Annotated in this window: 12 protein-coding genes, 1 tRNA gene and 1 pseudogene; 3 read left to right on the top strand and 11 right to left on the bottom strand. The window is 49.8% G+C overall.

The window, feature by feature from the left end; translation table 11 throughout:
• Window positions 1-5 precede the first annotated feature (5 nt).
• The 8 genes and pseudogenes from DSM2777_RS04030 to DSM2777_RS03995 form a co-directional block, all read right to left on the bottom strand.
• A complete protein-coding gene (locus DSM2777_RS04030; RefSeq protein ID WP_061553236.1) occupies window positions 6-1,349 on the bottom strand; it encodes a 6-phospho-beta-glucosidase in 1,344 nt (447 codons plus the stop codon).
• Window positions 1,350-1,533: 184 nt separating this feature from the next.
• Window positions 1,534-2,370: a transcriptional regulator ChbR gene (chbR, locus tag DSM2777_RS04025; RefSeq protein WP_122974920.1), complete on the bottom strand. Its 837-nt coding sequence runs from the start codon at window positions 2,368-2,370 to the stop codon at window positions 1,534-1,536.
• Window positions 2,371-2,384: 14 nt separating this feature from the next.
• Complete coding sequence (gene chbA / locus DSM2777_RS04020; protein WP_040044408.1) at window positions 2,385-2,732, bottom strand: PTS N,N'-diacetylchitobiose transporter subunit IIA; 348 nt, start codon at window positions 2,730-2,732, stop codon at window positions 2,385-2,387.
• 62 nt (window positions 2,733-2,794) lie between these two features.
• Window positions 2,795-4,153 (bottom strand): PTS N,N'-diacetylchitobiose transporter subunit IIC, encoded by a 1,359-nt coding sequence (chbC, locus tag DSM2777_RS04015; protein WP_025799595.1) that lies wholly within the window; start codon window positions 4,151-4,153, stop codon window positions 2,795-2,797.
• A 122-nt stretch (window positions 4,154-4,275) separates the two neighbouring features.
• Window positions 4,276-4,599 (bottom strand): PTS sugar transporter subunit IIB, encoded by a 324-nt coding sequence (locus DSM2777_RS04010; RefSeq protein ID WP_025799598.1) that lies wholly within the window; start codon window positions 4,597-4,599, stop codon window positions 4,276-4,278.
• Between the two features lie 293 nt (window positions 4,600-4,892).
• The gene (locus tag DSM2777_RS04005; protein WP_156088290.1) at window positions 4,893-5,780 is read right to left on the bottom strand and encodes an SMP-30/gluconolactonase/LRE family protein; all 888 of its coding nucleotides are present in this window, start codon (window positions 5,778-5,780) and stop codon (window positions 4,893-4,895) included.
• A 139-nt stretch (window positions 5,781-5,919) separates the two neighbouring features.
• A pseudogene (locus tag DSM2777_RS04000) lies at window positions 5,920-6,958 on the bottom strand (virulence RhuM family protein).
• Window positions 6,959-7,051: 93 nt separating this feature from the next.
• Window positions 7,052-7,146: transfer RNA gene (locus DSM2777_RS03995), tRNA-Sec, on the bottom strand.
• Window positions 7,147-7,319: 173 nt separating this feature from the next.
• Between DSM2777_RS03995 and DSM2777_RS03990 the strand changes: the two genes are divergently transcribed.
• The 3 genes from DSM2777_RS03990 to yicI all read left to right on the top strand — a co-directional run bounded on the left by DSM2777_RS03990 (window position 7,320) and on the right by yicI (window position 11,807).
• Window positions 7,320-7,895: a DJ-1/PfpI family protein gene (locus DSM2777_RS03990; RefSeq protein WP_061553234.1), complete on the top strand. Its 576-nt coding sequence runs from the start codon at window positions 7,320-7,322 to the stop codon at window positions 7,893-7,895.
• 191 nt (window positions 7,896-8,086) lie between these two features.
• Entirely contained in the window at window positions 8,087-9,496 is a 1,410-nt protein-coding gene (locus DSM2777_RS03985; protein WP_061553233.1) for a glycoside-pentoside-hexuronide family transporter, read from the top strand.
• A complete protein-coding gene (gene yicI / locus DSM2777_RS03980) occupies window positions 9,483-11,807 on the top strand; it encodes an alpha-xylosidase (RefSeq protein ID WP_061553232.1) in 2,325 nt (774 codons plus the stop codon). The genes DSM2777_RS03985 and yicI overlap by 14 nt, the downstream gene beginning before the upstream one ends.
• Before the next feature lie 54 nt (window positions 11,808-11,861).
• Here the strand turns inward: yicI and DSM2777_RS03975 are convergent, their stop codons facing one another.
• The 3 genes from DSM2777_RS03975 to DSM2777_RS03965 form a co-directional block, all read right to left on the bottom strand.
• Window positions 11,862-13,031, bottom strand: coding sequence for a cyanate transporter (locus tag DSM2777_RS03975; RefSeq protein ID WP_237087841.1), 1,170 nt, complete (start codon window positions 13,029-13,031; stop codon window positions 11,862-11,864).
• 23 nt (window positions 13,032-13,054) lie between these two features.
• Window positions 13,055-13,513 carry a nucleoside deaminase gene (locus DSM2777_RS03970; protein WP_061553230.1) on the bottom strand — a complete coding sequence of 153 codons (459 nt, stop codon included), beginning with the start codon at window positions 13,511-13,513 and terminating at the stop codon, window positions 13,055-13,057.
• 761 nt (window positions 13,514-14,274) lie between these two features.
• Window positions 14,275-16,710, bottom strand: a complete 2,436-nt coding sequence (locus DSM2777_RS03965) for a bifunctional aspartate kinase/homoserine dehydrogenase II (RefSeq protein ID WP_040044401.1) — start codon at window positions 16,708-16,710, stop codon at window positions 14,275-14,277.
• Between the last annotated feature and the right edge of the window lie 22 nt (window positions 16,711-16,732).

Here is a 16,732-nt window from a genome sequence, read left to right as displayed (position 1 = left end):
GTGGGTTATTTCAGTGCCGCGATAGTTTTTGCAAAGTTAGGCAGTAATGCTTCATGTGCCAACAGCATTTCACGCGCTAGAACCTCTGCATCTTTATCTGAATGAATCAGCGGGCTCAGGTTCATCGCCAGCAGCACATCATTCAGCTCACCGCTTATTGCGGCAGCGCTGGCGGCAATTTCAAAGCCTTTGATGGTATGAATCAACCCTAACACTTTGTCATCAAAGTGCGTCAAACGCGGATGCGGCGTGGCACCATCGCGTCCAATAGTACAGGTCATTTCAACGGTCCAATCTGCCGGAATGTTATCAATATGACCATTGTGCGGGAAGTTAACGTATTGCTCGGTCTGCTTGTCGTTGTAAATCGCGCTGATCACTTCGCACGCCGCATCGGAGTAATAAGCCCCACCGCGCAGCTCCAGCTCTTTTGGTTTTACGTTCAGTTCCGGATTTTTATACAGATCAAAAAGCTGCTTCTCGACTTTTTGCACCACGCTTGCACGCGCGCCGCCTTTGTAGAATTCGCCCATTTCAATCGCCAGCATTTCTTTCTGCTTGAAGTAGTACAGCAGATAAGAACACGGCAACAGCTTGAGAGAACGGATCAAGCCTTCGCTAAATGGCAAATCAAAGATATTTTTCACCGAACCGGCGGTTAACGTACCGGAGGCTACGCCGTCAAGCAGCTCTTCAAAGCGGGATTCTCCGTTAACGATGACGTCTTTGATAAAGACCATATGGTTCAGGCCAAAGAGGTCGATCGATAAATCATCCTGCGGGGTGAGTTTCAGCACATCCTGAATGAACATTTTCATGCCAACGGGGATGTTACAGACACCAATGAATTTCTTGAATTTGGTATGACGGAACACGGCTTCTGTGACCATACCCGCTGGGTTAGTAAAGTTAATCACCCAAGCGTTCGGGCAGATCTCTTCCACATCTTTAATGATGTCAAAAATAACCGGTATCGTGCGCAGGCCTTTAAATAAACCGCCTGCACCATTGGTTTCTTGGCCGAGATAGCCGTGACTTAGCGGAATACGCTCATCCAATTCACGCGCTTTCAACTGGCCAACACGCAATTGCGTGGTAACGAAATCGGCATCAACCAATGCTTCACGGCGATCCAGCGTTTTATGCATGACAATCGGCACACCGGCGCGCTCGACCATACGCTGGCAGAGGTCAAAAATAATATCCTGCTTCTCTTTACCAGCCTCAACGTCAACCAGCCATAATTCGGTAATCGGCAATTCATTGTAACGTTTAATAAAACCTTCAAGTAATTCTGGGGTATAACTACTTCCGCCACCGATAGTAACGACTTTCAGCTTTTTACTCATAGGAACTCCCGTACAATATCATTGCACTTCATATAAAATTAAGTGAGATATACCCGATATACTTCCAATCACAGGTGCGCGTTTAAAAAACCAAAGTTTTTTTCTGTCATTATCATTATTAGGGTATATGTGAATGATTGAAGGCTGCCTTTTAAGGACCAGTCCACATTAATTCACACATATTTTAGTTAATGCTGCATAATTTCTTTCTATAATTCTTCGGTGTAAACGACGTCAGCTTTTTAAAGTTTTTAATAAACATGCTTGGGCTGCTATAGCCGGAATCAAATGCAATATCCGCAACCGAGTAATTGGTTATTTCCAGCTGCTTCTTAGCAAAATCAATGCGTATCTCATTAATGATCTGCATTGGCGTTTTTCCGTAGTGGCGCTGGGTGGCTCGGGTCAAATACTCCTGCGACTTTCCGGATAGCTCCACCATATTGGCTAAGGCTTTATCACCAAACATCGCCTTGTCATGCATTTTTTCTACCGCGTTCTTAAGCCAATCTGGCACGTCGGCGATAACTTCGGTTTCTCTATGATGACGTAAACGATTTACGATATAGAACGTCACCACTTCAAGAAACTCATTAAATTCGCCATTCCTAAAATTAAGTGAAGAAATAACGGACTCTATATACGTTAGGAACTCGGTTTTTATCTGATAAACCTGTGATGCCACAAATCGATTAGGCAACAAAAATAAATAATGTTGCTCGAAAAACGCTTTGCTAATCCCGACGTTTAATATTCTCGTCGCGCCGAACTCATAAAAGCTTTGGTGGTTAGACCCTAATGGGATAAAGACAAAGTCACCACGTTCTAACAGCACCTTTTTCCCATTGATATTTTGGTAATATCGCCCGGTCAGCACCACCGTAAACTCGTAGTAATCGTGCTCATGCAGCCCTGAAATGCTCTCTACTTTGTTGTAGATAAACATGTGAAAATTCTGACCGTCGAAAAGCTGATTTTCACGTGCAGTCTTAATTTCCATGCTCAGTACCGATGGCTGCATAATAATTCTCTACGTTATTTTATTTTCTCATGAACCTCAATCAGTTCTGCAATCAGTTCACGAGCCAGCATCGATGTCATCAAGTGATCTTGCGCATGAACTAAAATCAGGCTGACTTTGGTTTTCCCTTCGCCCTGATCGCCTTCAATCAGCTTGGTTTGCACCAGATGCGCTTCATTCAGCGATAAGCGAGACTGATTCATCAACTCTTTGGCCTGTTCGAAGTCACCTTCTTTGGCCTTTTTCAGTGCGCCATAGGCCAAGCTGCGAGCCTGTCCAGAATTGATAATGAGCCCCATCACCACTTCTTCCAGATCCTGCAATTCCTCTTCGGTATCAACAATGTTTTCTAAATCAAACATTTTAACTCTCCATAACAGGGCCGCTAACTGCGGGGAGGATGTTCTCCCCGCCAACGGTAAGATTAGAATTTCAATGCGTTCGCAATATCTTCTTCGCTTTCTTCTTCTTCAATTATCGCCTGCGCCTTGTTAGACAGGATAACGAAAGGCATATACACCAGCGTTGAGACACCCAAGTTGAACAATGCGACTAACAGCGCAGCGATGCTGCCGTTACTGTTAAAGAATGCACCCAGTCCGGTAGGCATGGTCCACGGTGCAAGGTTAGTCACCGGAGGAATGATGCCCATGCTGTACGCCGCCAGCGTGATCGCTGCCAGAATCGGCTGAATCAGCACGAACGGAATAAACATCACTGGGTTCATGATAATTGGCAAACCAAACAAGATCGGTTCGTTAATCTGGAAGATGCCTGACGGCAGCGCCAGCTTAGCCACTTGACGGTGATCTGCACGGCGTGAGCCGATGAAGATGGCAATAATCAGACCCAACGTTGCCCCAGAACCCCCTAACAGGATATAGGAGTCGAGCATCGGTTTAGCCCAGAAGTGGAAGGTTTTGCCCGCTGCAATCGCCGCTTCAACAGAACCGTATTGCTTGTACAGGTCGATGTTTTCCAGTGCCCAAGGCGTCATAATACCGTTGTCTAACGCCGTCAACGCCAAAGAACCGTGCACACCAAAGAACCACAACAGGGAGTTGAAAATAACGTAAGCCCAGCCCACCACGCTGCCCATCGACGCCAGAGGCTTGGAGATGGAATCCATAATAATTTGGTGGAAGTTGTTGCCATATAATCCCAGCAGCCAAGAAATAATCCCGAAGATAGACAGGATAATAAAGCCTGGAATTAATGCAGAGAATGAGCGAGAAACAGAAGAAGGCACGCTATCTGGCAAGGTAATAACCCAATTTCTGCGAATAATAAACGCAAACATTTCGGCAACTACCAATCCGATAATCATACCGGAAATAATATTCGAGCCACCCAGCCAGTTCGCGCCTACCGCATAGGCTTCACCCACGCTGTACGGTGTTACGGTCATAAACGCCGCAACGGATAATAAACCCGCTGAAAGCGAATCGACTTTCCGCTCTTCGGCTAATGCCATCCCAATAAAGAAGGGCGCCATCAGTGACATTATCCCCAGCGTACCGTTATAAACGTTGCCGCCAATAACTTTTAATCCGTTAAGCGTTTCAATAGTTGAAGCATCTAAACGAATGCCGAGGGAATAAAAGAATGAACCATCACCAAAGCTTAGAAATACGTTATTAATTAAAACAAACATGGCCCCCGCAAGGGTCAACGGCATTAACTTAATAAAGCCATTTTTAATGGCGTTAATGTGGGGTTGTTTACCTATTTTGACGGCAAAAGGAAGAAGTATCTTTTCAAGTGAATCAATGGTTTTACTCATTGGTATTTTCCTTTAATGCCGCTATTCGGCGGCCAGAATATGAAATTCGCTCTTTGACTGGATTTCTCTTTGACTTAAAAATTCTTAATAAGAATTAAAATAAAAAATAACAAAAATAAAAATTACTGACTTGCTGCTGCTTTCTTGATCGCTGCAACCGCAGCTTTCAAAACACCTAACCCATCGATTTTGCCGTACATGACAGAATCAATCACTTCAACGGGCTTGCCCGGTAATAACTTTTGGATCTCTGGCTGCATGTAAGCAATTTGTGGACCGAGCAGAACCAGATCCGCCACGCCGCCCTTCTCACCAGCCAGTGTTTCAGGGAATGCTTCGATAATGACCGGCACTTCATATTTCTCTGCTTGTACCTTCATTTTAGAAACCAGCAGAGAGGTGGACATTCCGGCGGAACAAAATAAATAGATGACTTTCTTTTCCATTATGAAACCCTCATATCCTCTATAGATTGCAGACCTGACAACACCTGCGTTCTAACCGGTGAGAACTCATCTACTGCCAATCACCAAAAATGACGAGTTGTCCCTGTTTGAATCGAGTATACGACATCACTTTAGAGTGGGGTAATTCAGAACTAACAAAAATCGTCTCTCCTTGACCACTTCCTATGACCCTTTTCACATTCTGGGTAAATAATTCGCGGAAATAAATAAGATTAGAGTTATGCGCTGTAAGCATAACCCTACAAAAGAAAGCGCTCGGAGCCTATTTAGGCTCAAAGCTCAGAGGCAGTGTTCTCTTTAAATCTCGGCTTGCTTAGGCCTGCAACTTCGGTCTTTAGGGTGAAAAGCGCACCGGAAAGAGGACGTTCACCGATCTCTTCTTCAGTCATGTTTTCACGCGTTGTGGTCACAAACAGCGTTTTCATGTCAGCGCCACCGAAGCAGACCATTGTCGGACAGCGAACCGGCAACCTGTGCTCTTCAAGCAACTCGCCGCTAGGAGAAAAGCGGGCGATACGATAGCCATCAAACAGCGCACTCCAGTAGCAGCCTTCGCTATCCATGGCCGCTCCGTCAGGTCGCCCATTGCCGCGAGGAAAAGTCTTCCACACTTCACGCAACCCCGGATTGCCCTGCTCATCCAATGGAGTACGGTAAATCACGTGGTTAGGCGTATCGCTGGTATACATCCAACGGTTATCAGCAGAAAACGCCAAGCCGTTAGCGCCGAGAATGTCACATTGCAGAACCGTTGCTTTCAGCTCGGCATCTATACGACAAAGCAAAGCGCCGTTGTAATCACGCGGCGCCCAATAGGTCCCGGCATAAAAACGACCTTGCTGATCGGTGCCGCCGTCGTTAAAACGCGCCAATGCTGGGTTATTCGGGTTATCACATACTTTGTTCGTCACTACGCCGTGGCTATCAGTAAGATAAATTCCCGAACGCATCGCAACAATAAATCCGCCTTGCTCACGCAGCGCAAAACAACCTATTTCCTCAGAAAAATTAAGTTTCTGATGCTGGCCTGTTGTTGGCTGATAGCTATGGATCTCTTTTTGCAGAATATCAGTCCAATAAAGCGTTTGTGTTTGCGCGTCCCACGTCGGGCATTCGGGCAAAACACCCTGATAATCAAATAACGGTTCCAGCTTGTGCATCATCAGCGATCCTTATTGGGGGGATATCGGAGTATTGATGTTATGCCATGAAGCCATTGAATTAAGAAAGCTCAATTGTGAAAAGATACGCATTAAGGAGGCTAAGTTTACTTATTTTGACGTGTAGAAATTGGCGGGACTATTTCTTGGTATTAATTTTCCAATGCAGCAAACTAGCAATATCCTTCTCGCCTTCGGCTTCCTTTAAACGCCGCTGCTGTTCGGCAAACTGAACATATTCCGCCTGAGCTTTTTCGTCGGCCATTTTCTTGCTGACTTTACCTGCGCCTTGCAGAACCTGCACGGTCGTTAAATTGCAGGAACTGATCCAGCTTATCCTGCCAGTCGCGTAAAAATACCTGCTGACGACGACGGGCCTGATCTTCAGCAAAATCCAACCACATATTAACTACACGATTAAGTTCGCTAACTTCATCCTTGCTCAGATAATTTTTAGCTATTATCACATCACTTTTACACACTTCATCGCCTTTATAGCTACTCAGCCCCATATGGGGTTGGCTGGCATCAGCACGTTGATGGATAAGTTCAGCGGCAGTATGACCAGTACAGGCAAAATGTAGTTTATTTTGGATCGTTTGGAAAAACAGCGTCGTTTCTTTAAGTGAAGGCTGATAATCGGCGGCTAATGCAAAAATTTCCCGAACCCGCAAATAAACCCGACGCTCGCTGGCCCGAATATCGCGGATGCGTTCGAGCATCTCATCAAAATAGTCAGGTACCGTTGATGAGCCAACAGCCGGATTTTTAAGCCGCTCATCGTCCATCACAAAACCTTTTATCAGATATTCCTGAAGCGTTTGAGTTGCCCATTGGCGAAATTGAGTGCCACGAGGGGAGCGAACGCGATAACCGACAGCAAGAATAACAGGCAGGCTGTAGTGAAGCCTATTGCGGCTTACTTGGCGGCTACCTTCCTGTTGAACTTGTAAGTAAGACTTACAGGTTGAATTTTGTTCAAGTTCGCCTTCTTCATAGATCGCTTTAATATGCTGTGTAACGGCTTGGGGAGTGATCTGATAAAGATTTGCAATGGTTGCCTGAGGGAGCCATAGAGTCTCTTGTTCAAAGCGGCATTCAACGCGTACATCTCCATCGTCGCTGGCAAACATAACAAATTCGCCTGCCGGGGATTGGGTTAAGTATTTATCCGTCATACCGCCTCCGCTTTTATTTCATCAATAACGCTGTAATTTATCTAGTTGCCAGAGATTTTCATAGAAACTAATGAATGGTCGGAAGATGTAAATTGGCGGAAGATCACAGGAGTCGAACCTGCCCGGGACCGCTGGCGGCCCCAACTGGATTTGAAGTCCAGCCGCCCCACCGGGGACGATGATCTTCCATTGGGAGATCTGAAGAGTCGGCGATTATACCCTGAAAAACCTCACGTGCTAAGTGGAAAATCCCAGTTTCGCGATGCGTTCTTCATAAATAAAACAACGTTTTATTTTAATCAACACAAGTTTGGTACCCTTTGCTGCATAAATAGCCGTCACCTTATTTGCAGGAGATACCATGTCTAAGAAAGTCGCTGTACTACTGGCGAAAGGATTTGAAGAAGCGGAAGCGATCATGACCATCGACGTTCTGCGTCGTCTGGACATCCACGTGACCACTTTGGCCTGTCAGGATATGTTGGAGCTCACCAGCTATCACAACATTCGCATGTTTGCCGATGTGCTTCTCGAACGCAGCATGGATGAAACCTTTGATGCCGTCGTTATTCCTGGCGGGCCAGAAGGAACCGTCAATCTAGCCGCCAATCCACTGGTTGTTGAATTCATCCGTCGCCACGACGCCGCAGGAAAATGGATTTGCCCTATCTGCTCTGCCGCCGCACGCGTTTTGGGAGGGAATAATCTTCTCAATGGCCGCCGCTATACTTGCTCAGGCGATCTGCATCAGGATGTTAAAGACGGCATCTACGTGGACGAAAAGATCGTCGAAGATGGCAATTTGCTCAGTGGGAAAGGCCTTGGCGTTGCTTTCGATTTTGCTTTCCACCTCGGCTGGAAACTCACCGGTGACGCAAGCAATGTTGATTTTCAGGTAGACCATATCTATTACGACTACTGGCGTACAAACGCCTAATGAATAGGTGCAGTAAATATATTTGCTGCACCCTATTCCACTGCCTAATTACTTAATTTTCAAACGGGTTATCCCGATCACATAAAACACAAAACATAATTTCAGAGTGAAAAAACACAATGGTTAGCGGCTTATCCTTGCCCTAAGAATGGCGTATCGAATCCACGATGCGAACGCCTTCAGAGGGATATATGAGCAGCCACATTCTGTCAAAGCGAGAAAAAATCGGCTATGGCCTCGGCGATGCCGCAAGCCATATCATTTTTGACAACGTCATGTTCTACATGATGTTTTTTTACACGGATATTTTTGGCATTCCCGCTGGCTTCGTCGGCACGATGTTCCTGCTAGCGCGTGCGCTCGATGCGATTTCCGACCCTATCATGGGTTTAGTCGCTGACCGAACCCGCACCCGCTGGGGTAAGTTTCGGCCTTATGTGCTGTTTGCAGCTATTCCCTTTGGCATCGTCTGCATATTTGCCTACAGCACGCCGGAGCTCAGTCTAACCGGTAAAATGATTTACGCCGCCATCACATACACTCTGCTGACGCTGATGTATACCGTCGTCAACATTCCGTACTGCGCGCTGGGCGGCGTGATTACCGCCGATCCAACTCAACGAATTTCTCTACAGTCCTACCGCTTCGTGCTGGCCACCGCGGGCGGTATGTTAAGCACCGTGCTCATGATGCCGCTGGTCAATTTTATTGGTAAAGGCGATCAGGCCTTCGGCTTTAAAGGCGGTATTGCTGTACTCGCCTTAGTGGCCGTTATCATGCTGGCGATCTGCTTCGCCACCACCAAAGAACGTATCAGCGATGAAGGCACAACGCAGGGCAGCATGCGTGAGGATCTACGCGATATCATTCGCAACGACCAATGGCGCATCGTTGGCCTGCTCACCATTTTGAATATTTTGGCCGTCTCGGTCCGCGGCGGCGCCATGATGTACTACGTCACCTATATTCTCGGCAACCCGCTGGTGTTTACTTGGTTCCTCACCACCTATTGCGTAGGCAATTTGTTAGGCAGCGCAGCAGCCAAACCGCTAACCGACTGGAAATGCAAAGTCAGCGTCTTCTGGTGGACCAATGCCCTCCTCGCCATACTCAGCATAGCGATGTTCTTTGTGCCCATTGGCGCCAATATCACTATGTTTATCTTCATCTTTGTTATCGGTGTTCTGCATCAGCTCGTCACTCCAATTCAGTGGGTGATGATGTCTGATACCGTTGATTACGGCGAATGGAAAGGCGGCAAACGCCTCACTGGGATTAGCTTTGCTGGCACGCTGTTCGTCTTAAAACTCGGGCTCGCCCTCGGCGGCGCGCTGATTGGCTGGATGCTGGCAGGAGCGGGATATCAATCGGGTGCCGCCACGCAAAACAGCGCCACAATAATGAGCATTATCGCCCTGTTCACGCTGGTTCCCGCCGCTTGCTATTTCCTGAGCGCGCTTATCGCCGCTCGCCTGTATACCCTGCGTACACCGTTCATTAACCGCATCCTCAAAGAGCTGGCCGATGGCGTGCGCCGCAACGAACACGCATTTACTCAAGATATGAAAACAGCAGAGGATTTAAGTCATGAAAATCAGTGACGGCAATTGGCTCATCCATGAAGGACTCAACCTCATCCACCCGTTATACGTGTTTGAAGTCGAGCAGCACGCCCGTGAAATGGTCATTTACGCCGCTCCACGTGAAGCCAGCGCTCGCTCAGCGCAGCTGGATACCCCGCTGTTTACGCTACGCTTTTTCTCTCCGCAAGAGGGCATCATTGGAGTACGCATTGCGCACTTTACCGGACGAATAGAGCGTGGGCCGCAACATCCTTTACATCACTCCACCGAACACCCCCTGCGGATGGAAAATACCGAAGATTACGCCGCTCTGCACAGTGGCGATTTATGCGTTCGGGTAACCAAAGGGGAAAACTGGGCACTCGATTTCCTGCGTAACGGCGAACGCATCACCGGCAGCGTGGCTAAATCCAACGGCTATATTCAAAATGCCAAAGATGGCAAAACCTATCTCTATGAACGCCTCGATCTCGGCGTGGGAGAAACCGTGTATGGCCTTGGCGAGCGCTTTACTGCTTTCGTCAAAAACGGGCAAAACGTAGAAACATGGAACCGCGACGGCGGCACCAGCACCGAACAGGCCTATAAAAATATTCCGTTCTATCTGACCAATCGCGGCTATGGCGTATTGGTAAATCATCCCGAATGTGTCTCGTTTGAAGTGGGTTCGGAAAAAGTCTCCAAAGTGCAATTCAGCGTTGAAGGAGAGCATCTGGAATATTTGGTCTTTGACGGTCCAACGCCCAAACAGGTTCTAGACCGCTACACTCGCCTTACCGGACGCCCTGCGCTGCCGCCAGCATGGTCATTTGGCCTTTGGCTTACCACCTCATTTACCACCAACTACGACGAAAAAACCGTTAACCGCTTTATCGACGGCATGGCCGAACGCAACCTGCCGCTGCACGTATTCCATTTTGACTGCTTCTGGATGAAGGCATTTCAGTGGTGCGATTTCGAATGGGACCCTGAAACCTTCCCCGATCCGGCAGGTATGCTCAAACGTTTGAAAGCACGCGGGCTAAAAATATGCGTATGGATTAACCCTTACATCGGGCAAAAATCACCGCTGTTTAAACAGGGAATGGAGAAGGGATATCTGCTCAAACGCCCAAACGGTGACGTGTGGCAATGGGATAAATGGCAACCGGGACAGGGCATCGTTGATTTCACCAATCCTGCGGCCTGCGACTGGTATGCAGGGCATCTCAAACGCTTAATCCATATGGGCGTTGACTGCTTTAAAACCGATTTTGGCGAGCGAATTCCAACCGACGTGGTATGGCACGACGGCTCATGTCCACAAAAAATGCATAACCATTACGCCTTTATTTACAACAAGTTGGTGTATGAAGTTTTACAGCAGGAGTTGGGTAAAGACGAAGCGGTGCTGTTTGCCCGCTCGGCGTCGGTCGGCGCGCAGCAGTTTCCGGTTCACTGGGGCGGCGATTGCTACGCCACCTATGAATCAATGGCGGAAAGCCTACGCGGTGGACTATCTCTTGGATTGTCTGGCTTTGGCTTCTGGAGTCACGACATCGGTGGGTTTGAAAATACGGCACCGGCACACGTCTATAAACGTTGGTGCGCCTTTAGCCTACTCTCCAGCCATAGTCGCCTGCACGGTAGTAAATCCTACCGCGTACCGTGGGCGTATGACGATGAAGCCTGCGACGTGGTACGTTTTTTCACCGAGTGGAAATGCCGCCTGATGCCGTACCTCTACGCCGCCTCTGCTCAGGCAGCCAAAACAGGTACGCCGGTGATGCGCGCTATGATGCTGGAATTTCCAGAAGATCCGGGCTGCGATTATCTGGATCGCCAATACATGTTGGGGGATTCCCTACTGGTCGCGCCGGTATTTAGCGAGAACGGTGACGTTAGCGTCTATTTGCCCGCGGGCCGCTGGACACACCTCTATACCAACCAAGAAGCCACCGGTGGCTGGCACCGAGAACAGCATGGGTTCAACAGTCTACCGTTGTATGTGCGCCCTAACAGCCTGATCGCTATCGGTAATAACAGCCAAAAACCTGATTATGACTACGCCGATGGCACCTGTTTCCATCTGTTTGCCTTAGAGGAAAATACTCAAGCGAAGGCCGTCATTCCGGCCACCGATGGTGAAGCTCAATTTACGCTTTGCGTGCAACGTAAAGGTAATCAGCTGCTTGTTTCGAGATCAGGAAACGCTCAACGCTGGAGCCTATGCTTACGCAATATTCATCGAGCGATAACACAGGAAAGCAGCACAGTAGATGCGGGGGAAATGGGCGTTACCATCACGCCAGCAGACGGGGTTAATAGCCTGACGATCACGCTCAAATAAATTCTCTTTGCTAAAAACAGACTGCCGCCAGCGCCTAAAACGCTGGCGGTTTTTTTAATGGCGTTCGACGGCGGGCGCAGCCCATTCTTGCGGATAGCGCGATGGAACAAAGCGCAGCGTCAGGAGCATTAAACCAACGACCAATAACGCGTGGAATATCCAATCCATCAGGAAGTTACCGCTGAGACTACGCAGCAATCCAGAAAGGTATGGCGACAGACCTGCCACGATGAAACCGATCCCCTGCATGAAGGCCACCAAACGCCCAGCAATCGCTGGCTGAGGCGAGTGATCGAGCGCCAACACCAAGCACAAAGGGAACGCGCCGCCGAGTCCAAATCCGCACACCACCGCCCATAGAACGGACATCTGCAAAGGCATCCAGATAAAACCACAGAACCCAATCAGCTGTAGCATTAGCGCCGCCAGCAGCAGCATGCGTCGATCCTGACGACGTGCAAACATTGGCAGCATTAATGCTCCTGCCGCCTGCCCAACCGTCATCAACGCCAGCAAACTCCCGCTAAACTGCGCGCTGGAACCCAGCTGCATGTAGTAGGGCGGCAGCCATGCGATCAGGCTGGTATAACCGCCATTAATCAGTCCGAAATAAAGACCCAGCGTCCACGCTCGCGGGCTGATATGTAAGCGCAGCGGCTGTGCTGACACCGAGTGTTTGATTGGCTGCGCCAGCGTTTTGCTCTGCGGCCACCAGCCAATCAACGCAATCACAGCAGGTAATGCCCACCACGCCAAAGAGCGGTGCCAAACATCGCTGTGCTGCGCAAGCCACGGTGTTAGCGCGGCTCCCAAACCACCGCCGCCCATCAGCGCCGCCGACCACAACCCCATCACCAACGGCATACGCCGCTGAAATGAGCGTTTAATCACCGCAGGCATAACGGCCTGAATAATCCCGATACCAATCCCGCCCAGCAGTGCGCTGCTTAGCAACACGAGGCTTTGTGGAGCAAGCTCACGCAGCAGCGCGCCGACAGCAATAGCCAGCAAACTCAGCGCTACGCTATTGCGTTCACTGATATGGCGATCGACCCAGCCTCCCGCCAGCGCTAATACGCCCATCGCCACTACCGGCAAGGCGGTTAACAATGAAACGGCGGTAAAACTCATGCCGCTCGCTTCACGCAGCTGCGGCAATAATGGCCCGATAGAGGTAAGAAGCGGCCGCATATTTAGACCGATTAACACCAAAACTAACAGCATCAAACTTTGTTTCTGTGTCTGGCTCATGACTGCTTTTGCGCCCAACGTTCATACAGCTTGCGACCGTTTAGCTGTGGCAAGTGGTGAATCGGTAAAGATTGTTGTTCTAACGGCAGCTGTAGTTGCTGATAAATAGCCGCAGTCGATAATTTATACTCTTCCCCATCCTGATTGCCGTTGGCGAAATACACCGCTTTTACGCCGGTCAAATACATGGCGCTGAGGCACATCGAGCAAGGCTGACCGCTCGCATACACCGTACAGTCACGCAGCGCGGCGCTTCCCAGATGAGCAGAAACCTCACGAATACCGTTCAGCTCGGCATGCGCCGTTGGATCGCCATTGAGATGAATGGTGTTCACGGCCTCGGCAACAATCTCATCGTTGCGCACAATCACTGCGCCAAATGGACGCCCACCCTGCTCAACGCTATCCGCCGCCAGCGCTAACGCACGCTGTAGATACTCATCATGAGAAGACATGTGTGACTCCTGTTAATAAAAGTTAGCAGGGTAAGGTTATCTTGAATTGGGGGGGGAGGAATAGTACGGAATGAAACTTTGTCTCTGATTGGTTAGGTCATTACGGTGTAAAGTTTCTACCGCCAAAATTTACTAAATAGGTGTAAGGTTTCGACCGCCTATCAATACCGCTTTCACATATAGCCAAGTCGAAGGCGTCCGATGAGAGCCCCGTTGCGCGGGGGCTCTCAACTCGCGCGCTTTTATCCGAGACGCCATCTCCGCGCCGGGTCGGCATGCGCCATCCTTGGCGCCTCCTCCCCTCGTAGAAACATCCTGTTTCTACTGCTCTCACTACCAAAACTTAAACGCCAAAAAGACAAAGGCTTTTGTCTTAGTAGATTTTGATCTTGCCGTTGACCTTTTCCGGCACGTTGTTCTTCAGCCGAATAGAGGAATGAAGGCTAGGATTCGCCGACAGGGACGTCGGCGAAAGAACGGAGGAGCCAGGATGGCGATTGCCGTTCGTTCCGTTAAAGCCGGAATGACGAAATGAGGGAACCTGCGAAGCAGGCTGAGGAACGGTGCCAAGCCGAGGCGTCGGAGGGCGGCGATTGAGCCCTCCGACACGGACGCCTGCACAGTCTCAATGTGAAACTAGGTCTTTTAGGCGTACGTAATATTCACAAATTCTAAAATCTTTAAACATCCGCGATTATATTAGCCGCACAAAACCCTTCACAGCTCTACCATAGAGAAAAAAGCCGTTGGCGTCCCCCAACTCACAACAGCGCCGCCAACCGATTCAAATCCGACTGAATAGCCCCCGCCGTCACATCTCGTCCTGCGCCCGGGCCACGGATAACGAGCGGATTATCACGATACCAGCGGCTTTCAATGGCAAACACGTTGTCACATGGCAACAGCGCCGCCAGTGGATGTTCTGGACGGACGGCTTCCACGCCAACCCGCGCTTTACCGTTGGCGTCAAATCGAGCGACATAGCGCAGCACCAGACCCATTTCATTGGCAGCTTCTAAACGCTGGATCATTTGTTCGTTCAGGTCTTCACCGTTTTCGAAGAAGTGATCGATAGATCCCCCTTCGCAGCCCGCCGGCACCAGCGATTCCACACGCACCTGATTCGGTTCAATGTCATAACCAGCCTCACGCGCCAAGATCACCAGCTTACGCATCACGTCTTGACCAGAGAGATCAACGCGCGGATCGGGCTCAGTCAGTCCTTGCTGCCACGCTTGATCGACCAATTCGGTAAACGGAACCGTTCCGTCAAATTGCAGGAATAGCCAAGATAACGTACCGGAGAAAATCCCGCTGATCGACAAGATAGAATCGCCGCTGTCACGCAGATCGCGAACCGTATAGTTCACCGGCAAACCAGCACCCACGGTGGCGTTATACAGCCAGTGACGGCCGGTTTTCTCAAAGGCATCACGGATTTGGCGATAATCATCGCTGCACGATGCACCGGCCAATTTGTTCGCACTAATAACGTGGAAACCATAGCTGGCAAAATCACGATACTGCTGCGCTAACGACTCGCTCGCCGTGACATCCAGCACCACTAAATCGTCATAAGGATGGGCGCGCATCCACAGGAACAGGCTTTCTTCATCCATTTCCTGCGCTTCATCATCAAAGAATGCTAATGCGCGGCTCGCGTCTAAACCTTCATAATTCAACAAGCTGCGGCTGCTATCCACCACGCCAGCCAGTACAAATTCAAAGCCGCTGCGGGCAGAAATGTTTTCCTGCTCACGCGCAAACAGTTCTAACCAGCGCGAACCGATGTTGCCCTTGCCCATCAATACCAGTCCAACGCGTTTTTCCGCACGGAACAGCGTGGTGTGCAAACCTTGAATCAGAGCTTCAGTTGGGCCACGGCGCAATACTGCCACCAAGCTGATGCTGTCTTCTGACTGGCAGAAGAACTCAATTGGCTGATCTTTTAACTGCTGATAGAAACGGTGGCTGTGCAGTGGATTCTTGCATACGCCTGCACCGACTAATGCCACCAGCGCCAATCCTTCGCGCAGCTGTAGCAAACCCGGAACGCCAGACTCTTCCAACAGCTTCATCGCGCTTTCCACCACTTCAGCGGTATAGCACAGCTGGATCATATGGCGGTCACGATGCACGCCGGTCGCTAATGGACGCAGCTGAGAGCGCTTGAGCACGCGGTCAATTTCCTGACGCACATGTTCAAAATCATGACTTTGCGGAACGTTAAGCTCAATCAGGCAAACTTCATCGTGGCTGGTGACAATTTTCGCACCGGTGCCTGAAGCCAAAACACGTTCAATACGCGTTGAGCCCTGCTCTGGCTGATAGCTACAGCGTAGCTGTAAATCAATATCGCTAGCGGAAACCGGCTGCAACGTGCGCGCATGTAAAACCGGAGCGGCTAAGCGTGCCAGTTCGCTGGCTTCATCTAAACGCAGCAACGGCAACAGGCAAGCATCTTTAACCTTACGTGGGTCAGCGCTGTACACACCGGCCACGTCGCTCCAAATCGTCACGCGAGAAACGCCCGCTAATGAGCCAATCTGAGTAGCGGAATAGTCAGAACCATTACGTCCTAACAGCACGGTTTCACCCGCATCGTTACGGCAGATAAAGCCCGTGGCGACGAGGCGTTTGTTAGGGTGCTGCGCCAGAAGTTGCTGTAATAGAGGATAAGATCGGCCTTCATCAACCTGTGGCTGAGCAGAACGTTCGGCACGCAGGAAACTACGCGCATCCAGCCATTCTGACTCCATACCTTTCACGTTGAGCAGCGCCGACATCAAGCGTGCAGACCAAATCTCACCGTGGCCCACCACTTCCGCATAGGTCGCATCGCACATCGGCTCGTCGAGCAAAGCGGCTAAGCGCTCCAAGTCCTGAGTAAAGAGCGCAACCAAAGGTTCGGCAAGTTCAGCGGGCAACAGACCCGTGATGAGTTCGCTCTGATAGCGACGTAACGCCTGCTGAACCTGATGCGCAGAGATCCGGTCAGTCTGGCTTAGCCTCAACCAGCTAATCAGCTGGTTGGTGGTGCTACCTGCTGCGGAAACAACCATCATATCGCCAGGGGCGCTGTACTCAGCCATAATCCCTGCGACGCGCAGATAACATTTCACATCGGCTAAACTACTGCCGCCAAACTTATGCAGCTGGCGTCCTACCGCCTGCCCCGCTACCGGTTGTGCGCTCATTCTTTACCTCTTAAAACCAGCC

This window comes from Obesumbacterium proteus, assembly GCF_001586165.1.
Classification (GTDB): Bacteria; Pseudomonadota; Gammaproteobacteria; order Enterobacterales; family Enterobacteriaceae; genus Hafnia; species Hafnia protea.
Note: the sequence above shows the minus strand (reverse complement) of the source record. Positions and strands in the feature narration are given on the sequence as shown.

Excerpts from the sequence above, each read along its gene's own strand:
- DSM2777_RS03975 (WP_237087841.1), bottom strand. The coding sequence starts at position 13,031 with ATGCTGTTAGTTTTGGTGTTAATCGGTCTAAATATGCGGCCGCTTCTT.
- yicI (WP_061553232.1), top strand. The coding sequence starts at position 9,483 with ATGAAAATCAGTGACGGCAATTGGCTCATCCATGAAGGACTCAACCTC.
- DSM2777_RS03985 (WP_061553233.1), top strand. The coding sequence starts at position 8,087 with ATGAGCAGCCACATTCTGTCAAAGCGAGAAAAAATCGGCTATGGCCTC.
- DSM2777_RS03965 (WP_040044401.1), bottom strand. The coding sequence starts at position 16,710 with ATGAGCGCACAACCGGTAGCGGGGCAGGCGGTAGGACGCCAGCTGCAT.
- DSM2777_RS04005 (WP_156088290.1), bottom strand. The coding sequence starts at position 5,780 with ATGCACAAGCTGGAACCGTTATTTGATTATCAGGGTGTTTTGCCCGAA.
- DSM2777_RS03970 (WP_061553230.1), bottom strand. The coding sequence starts at position 13,513 with ATGTCTTCTCATGATGAGTATCTACAGCGTGCGTTAGCGCTGGCGGCG.
- chbR (WP_122974920.1), bottom strand. The coding sequence starts at position 2,370 with ATGCAGCCATCGGTACTGAGCATGGAAATTAAGACTGCACGTGAAAAT.
- chbC (WP_025799595.1), bottom strand. The coding sequence starts at position 4,153 with ATGAGTAAAACCATTGATTCACTTGAAAAGATACTTCTTCCTTTTGCC.
- DSM2777_RS04010 (WP_025799598.1), bottom strand. The coding sequence starts at position 4,599 with ATGGAAAAGAAAGTCATCTATTTATTTTGTTCCGCCGGAATGTCCACC.
- chbA (WP_040044408.1), bottom strand. The coding sequence starts at position 2,732 with ATGTTTGATTTAGAAAACATTGTTGATACCGAAGAGGAATTGCAGGAT.
- DSM2777_RS03990 (WP_061553234.1), top strand. The coding sequence starts at position 7,320 with ATGTCTAAGAAAGTCGCTGTACTACTGGCGAAAGGATTTGAAGAAGCG.
- DSM2777_RS04030 (WP_061553236.1), bottom strand. The coding sequence starts at position 1,349 with ATGAGTAAAAAGCTGAAAGTCGTTACTATCGGTGGCGGAAGTAGTTAT.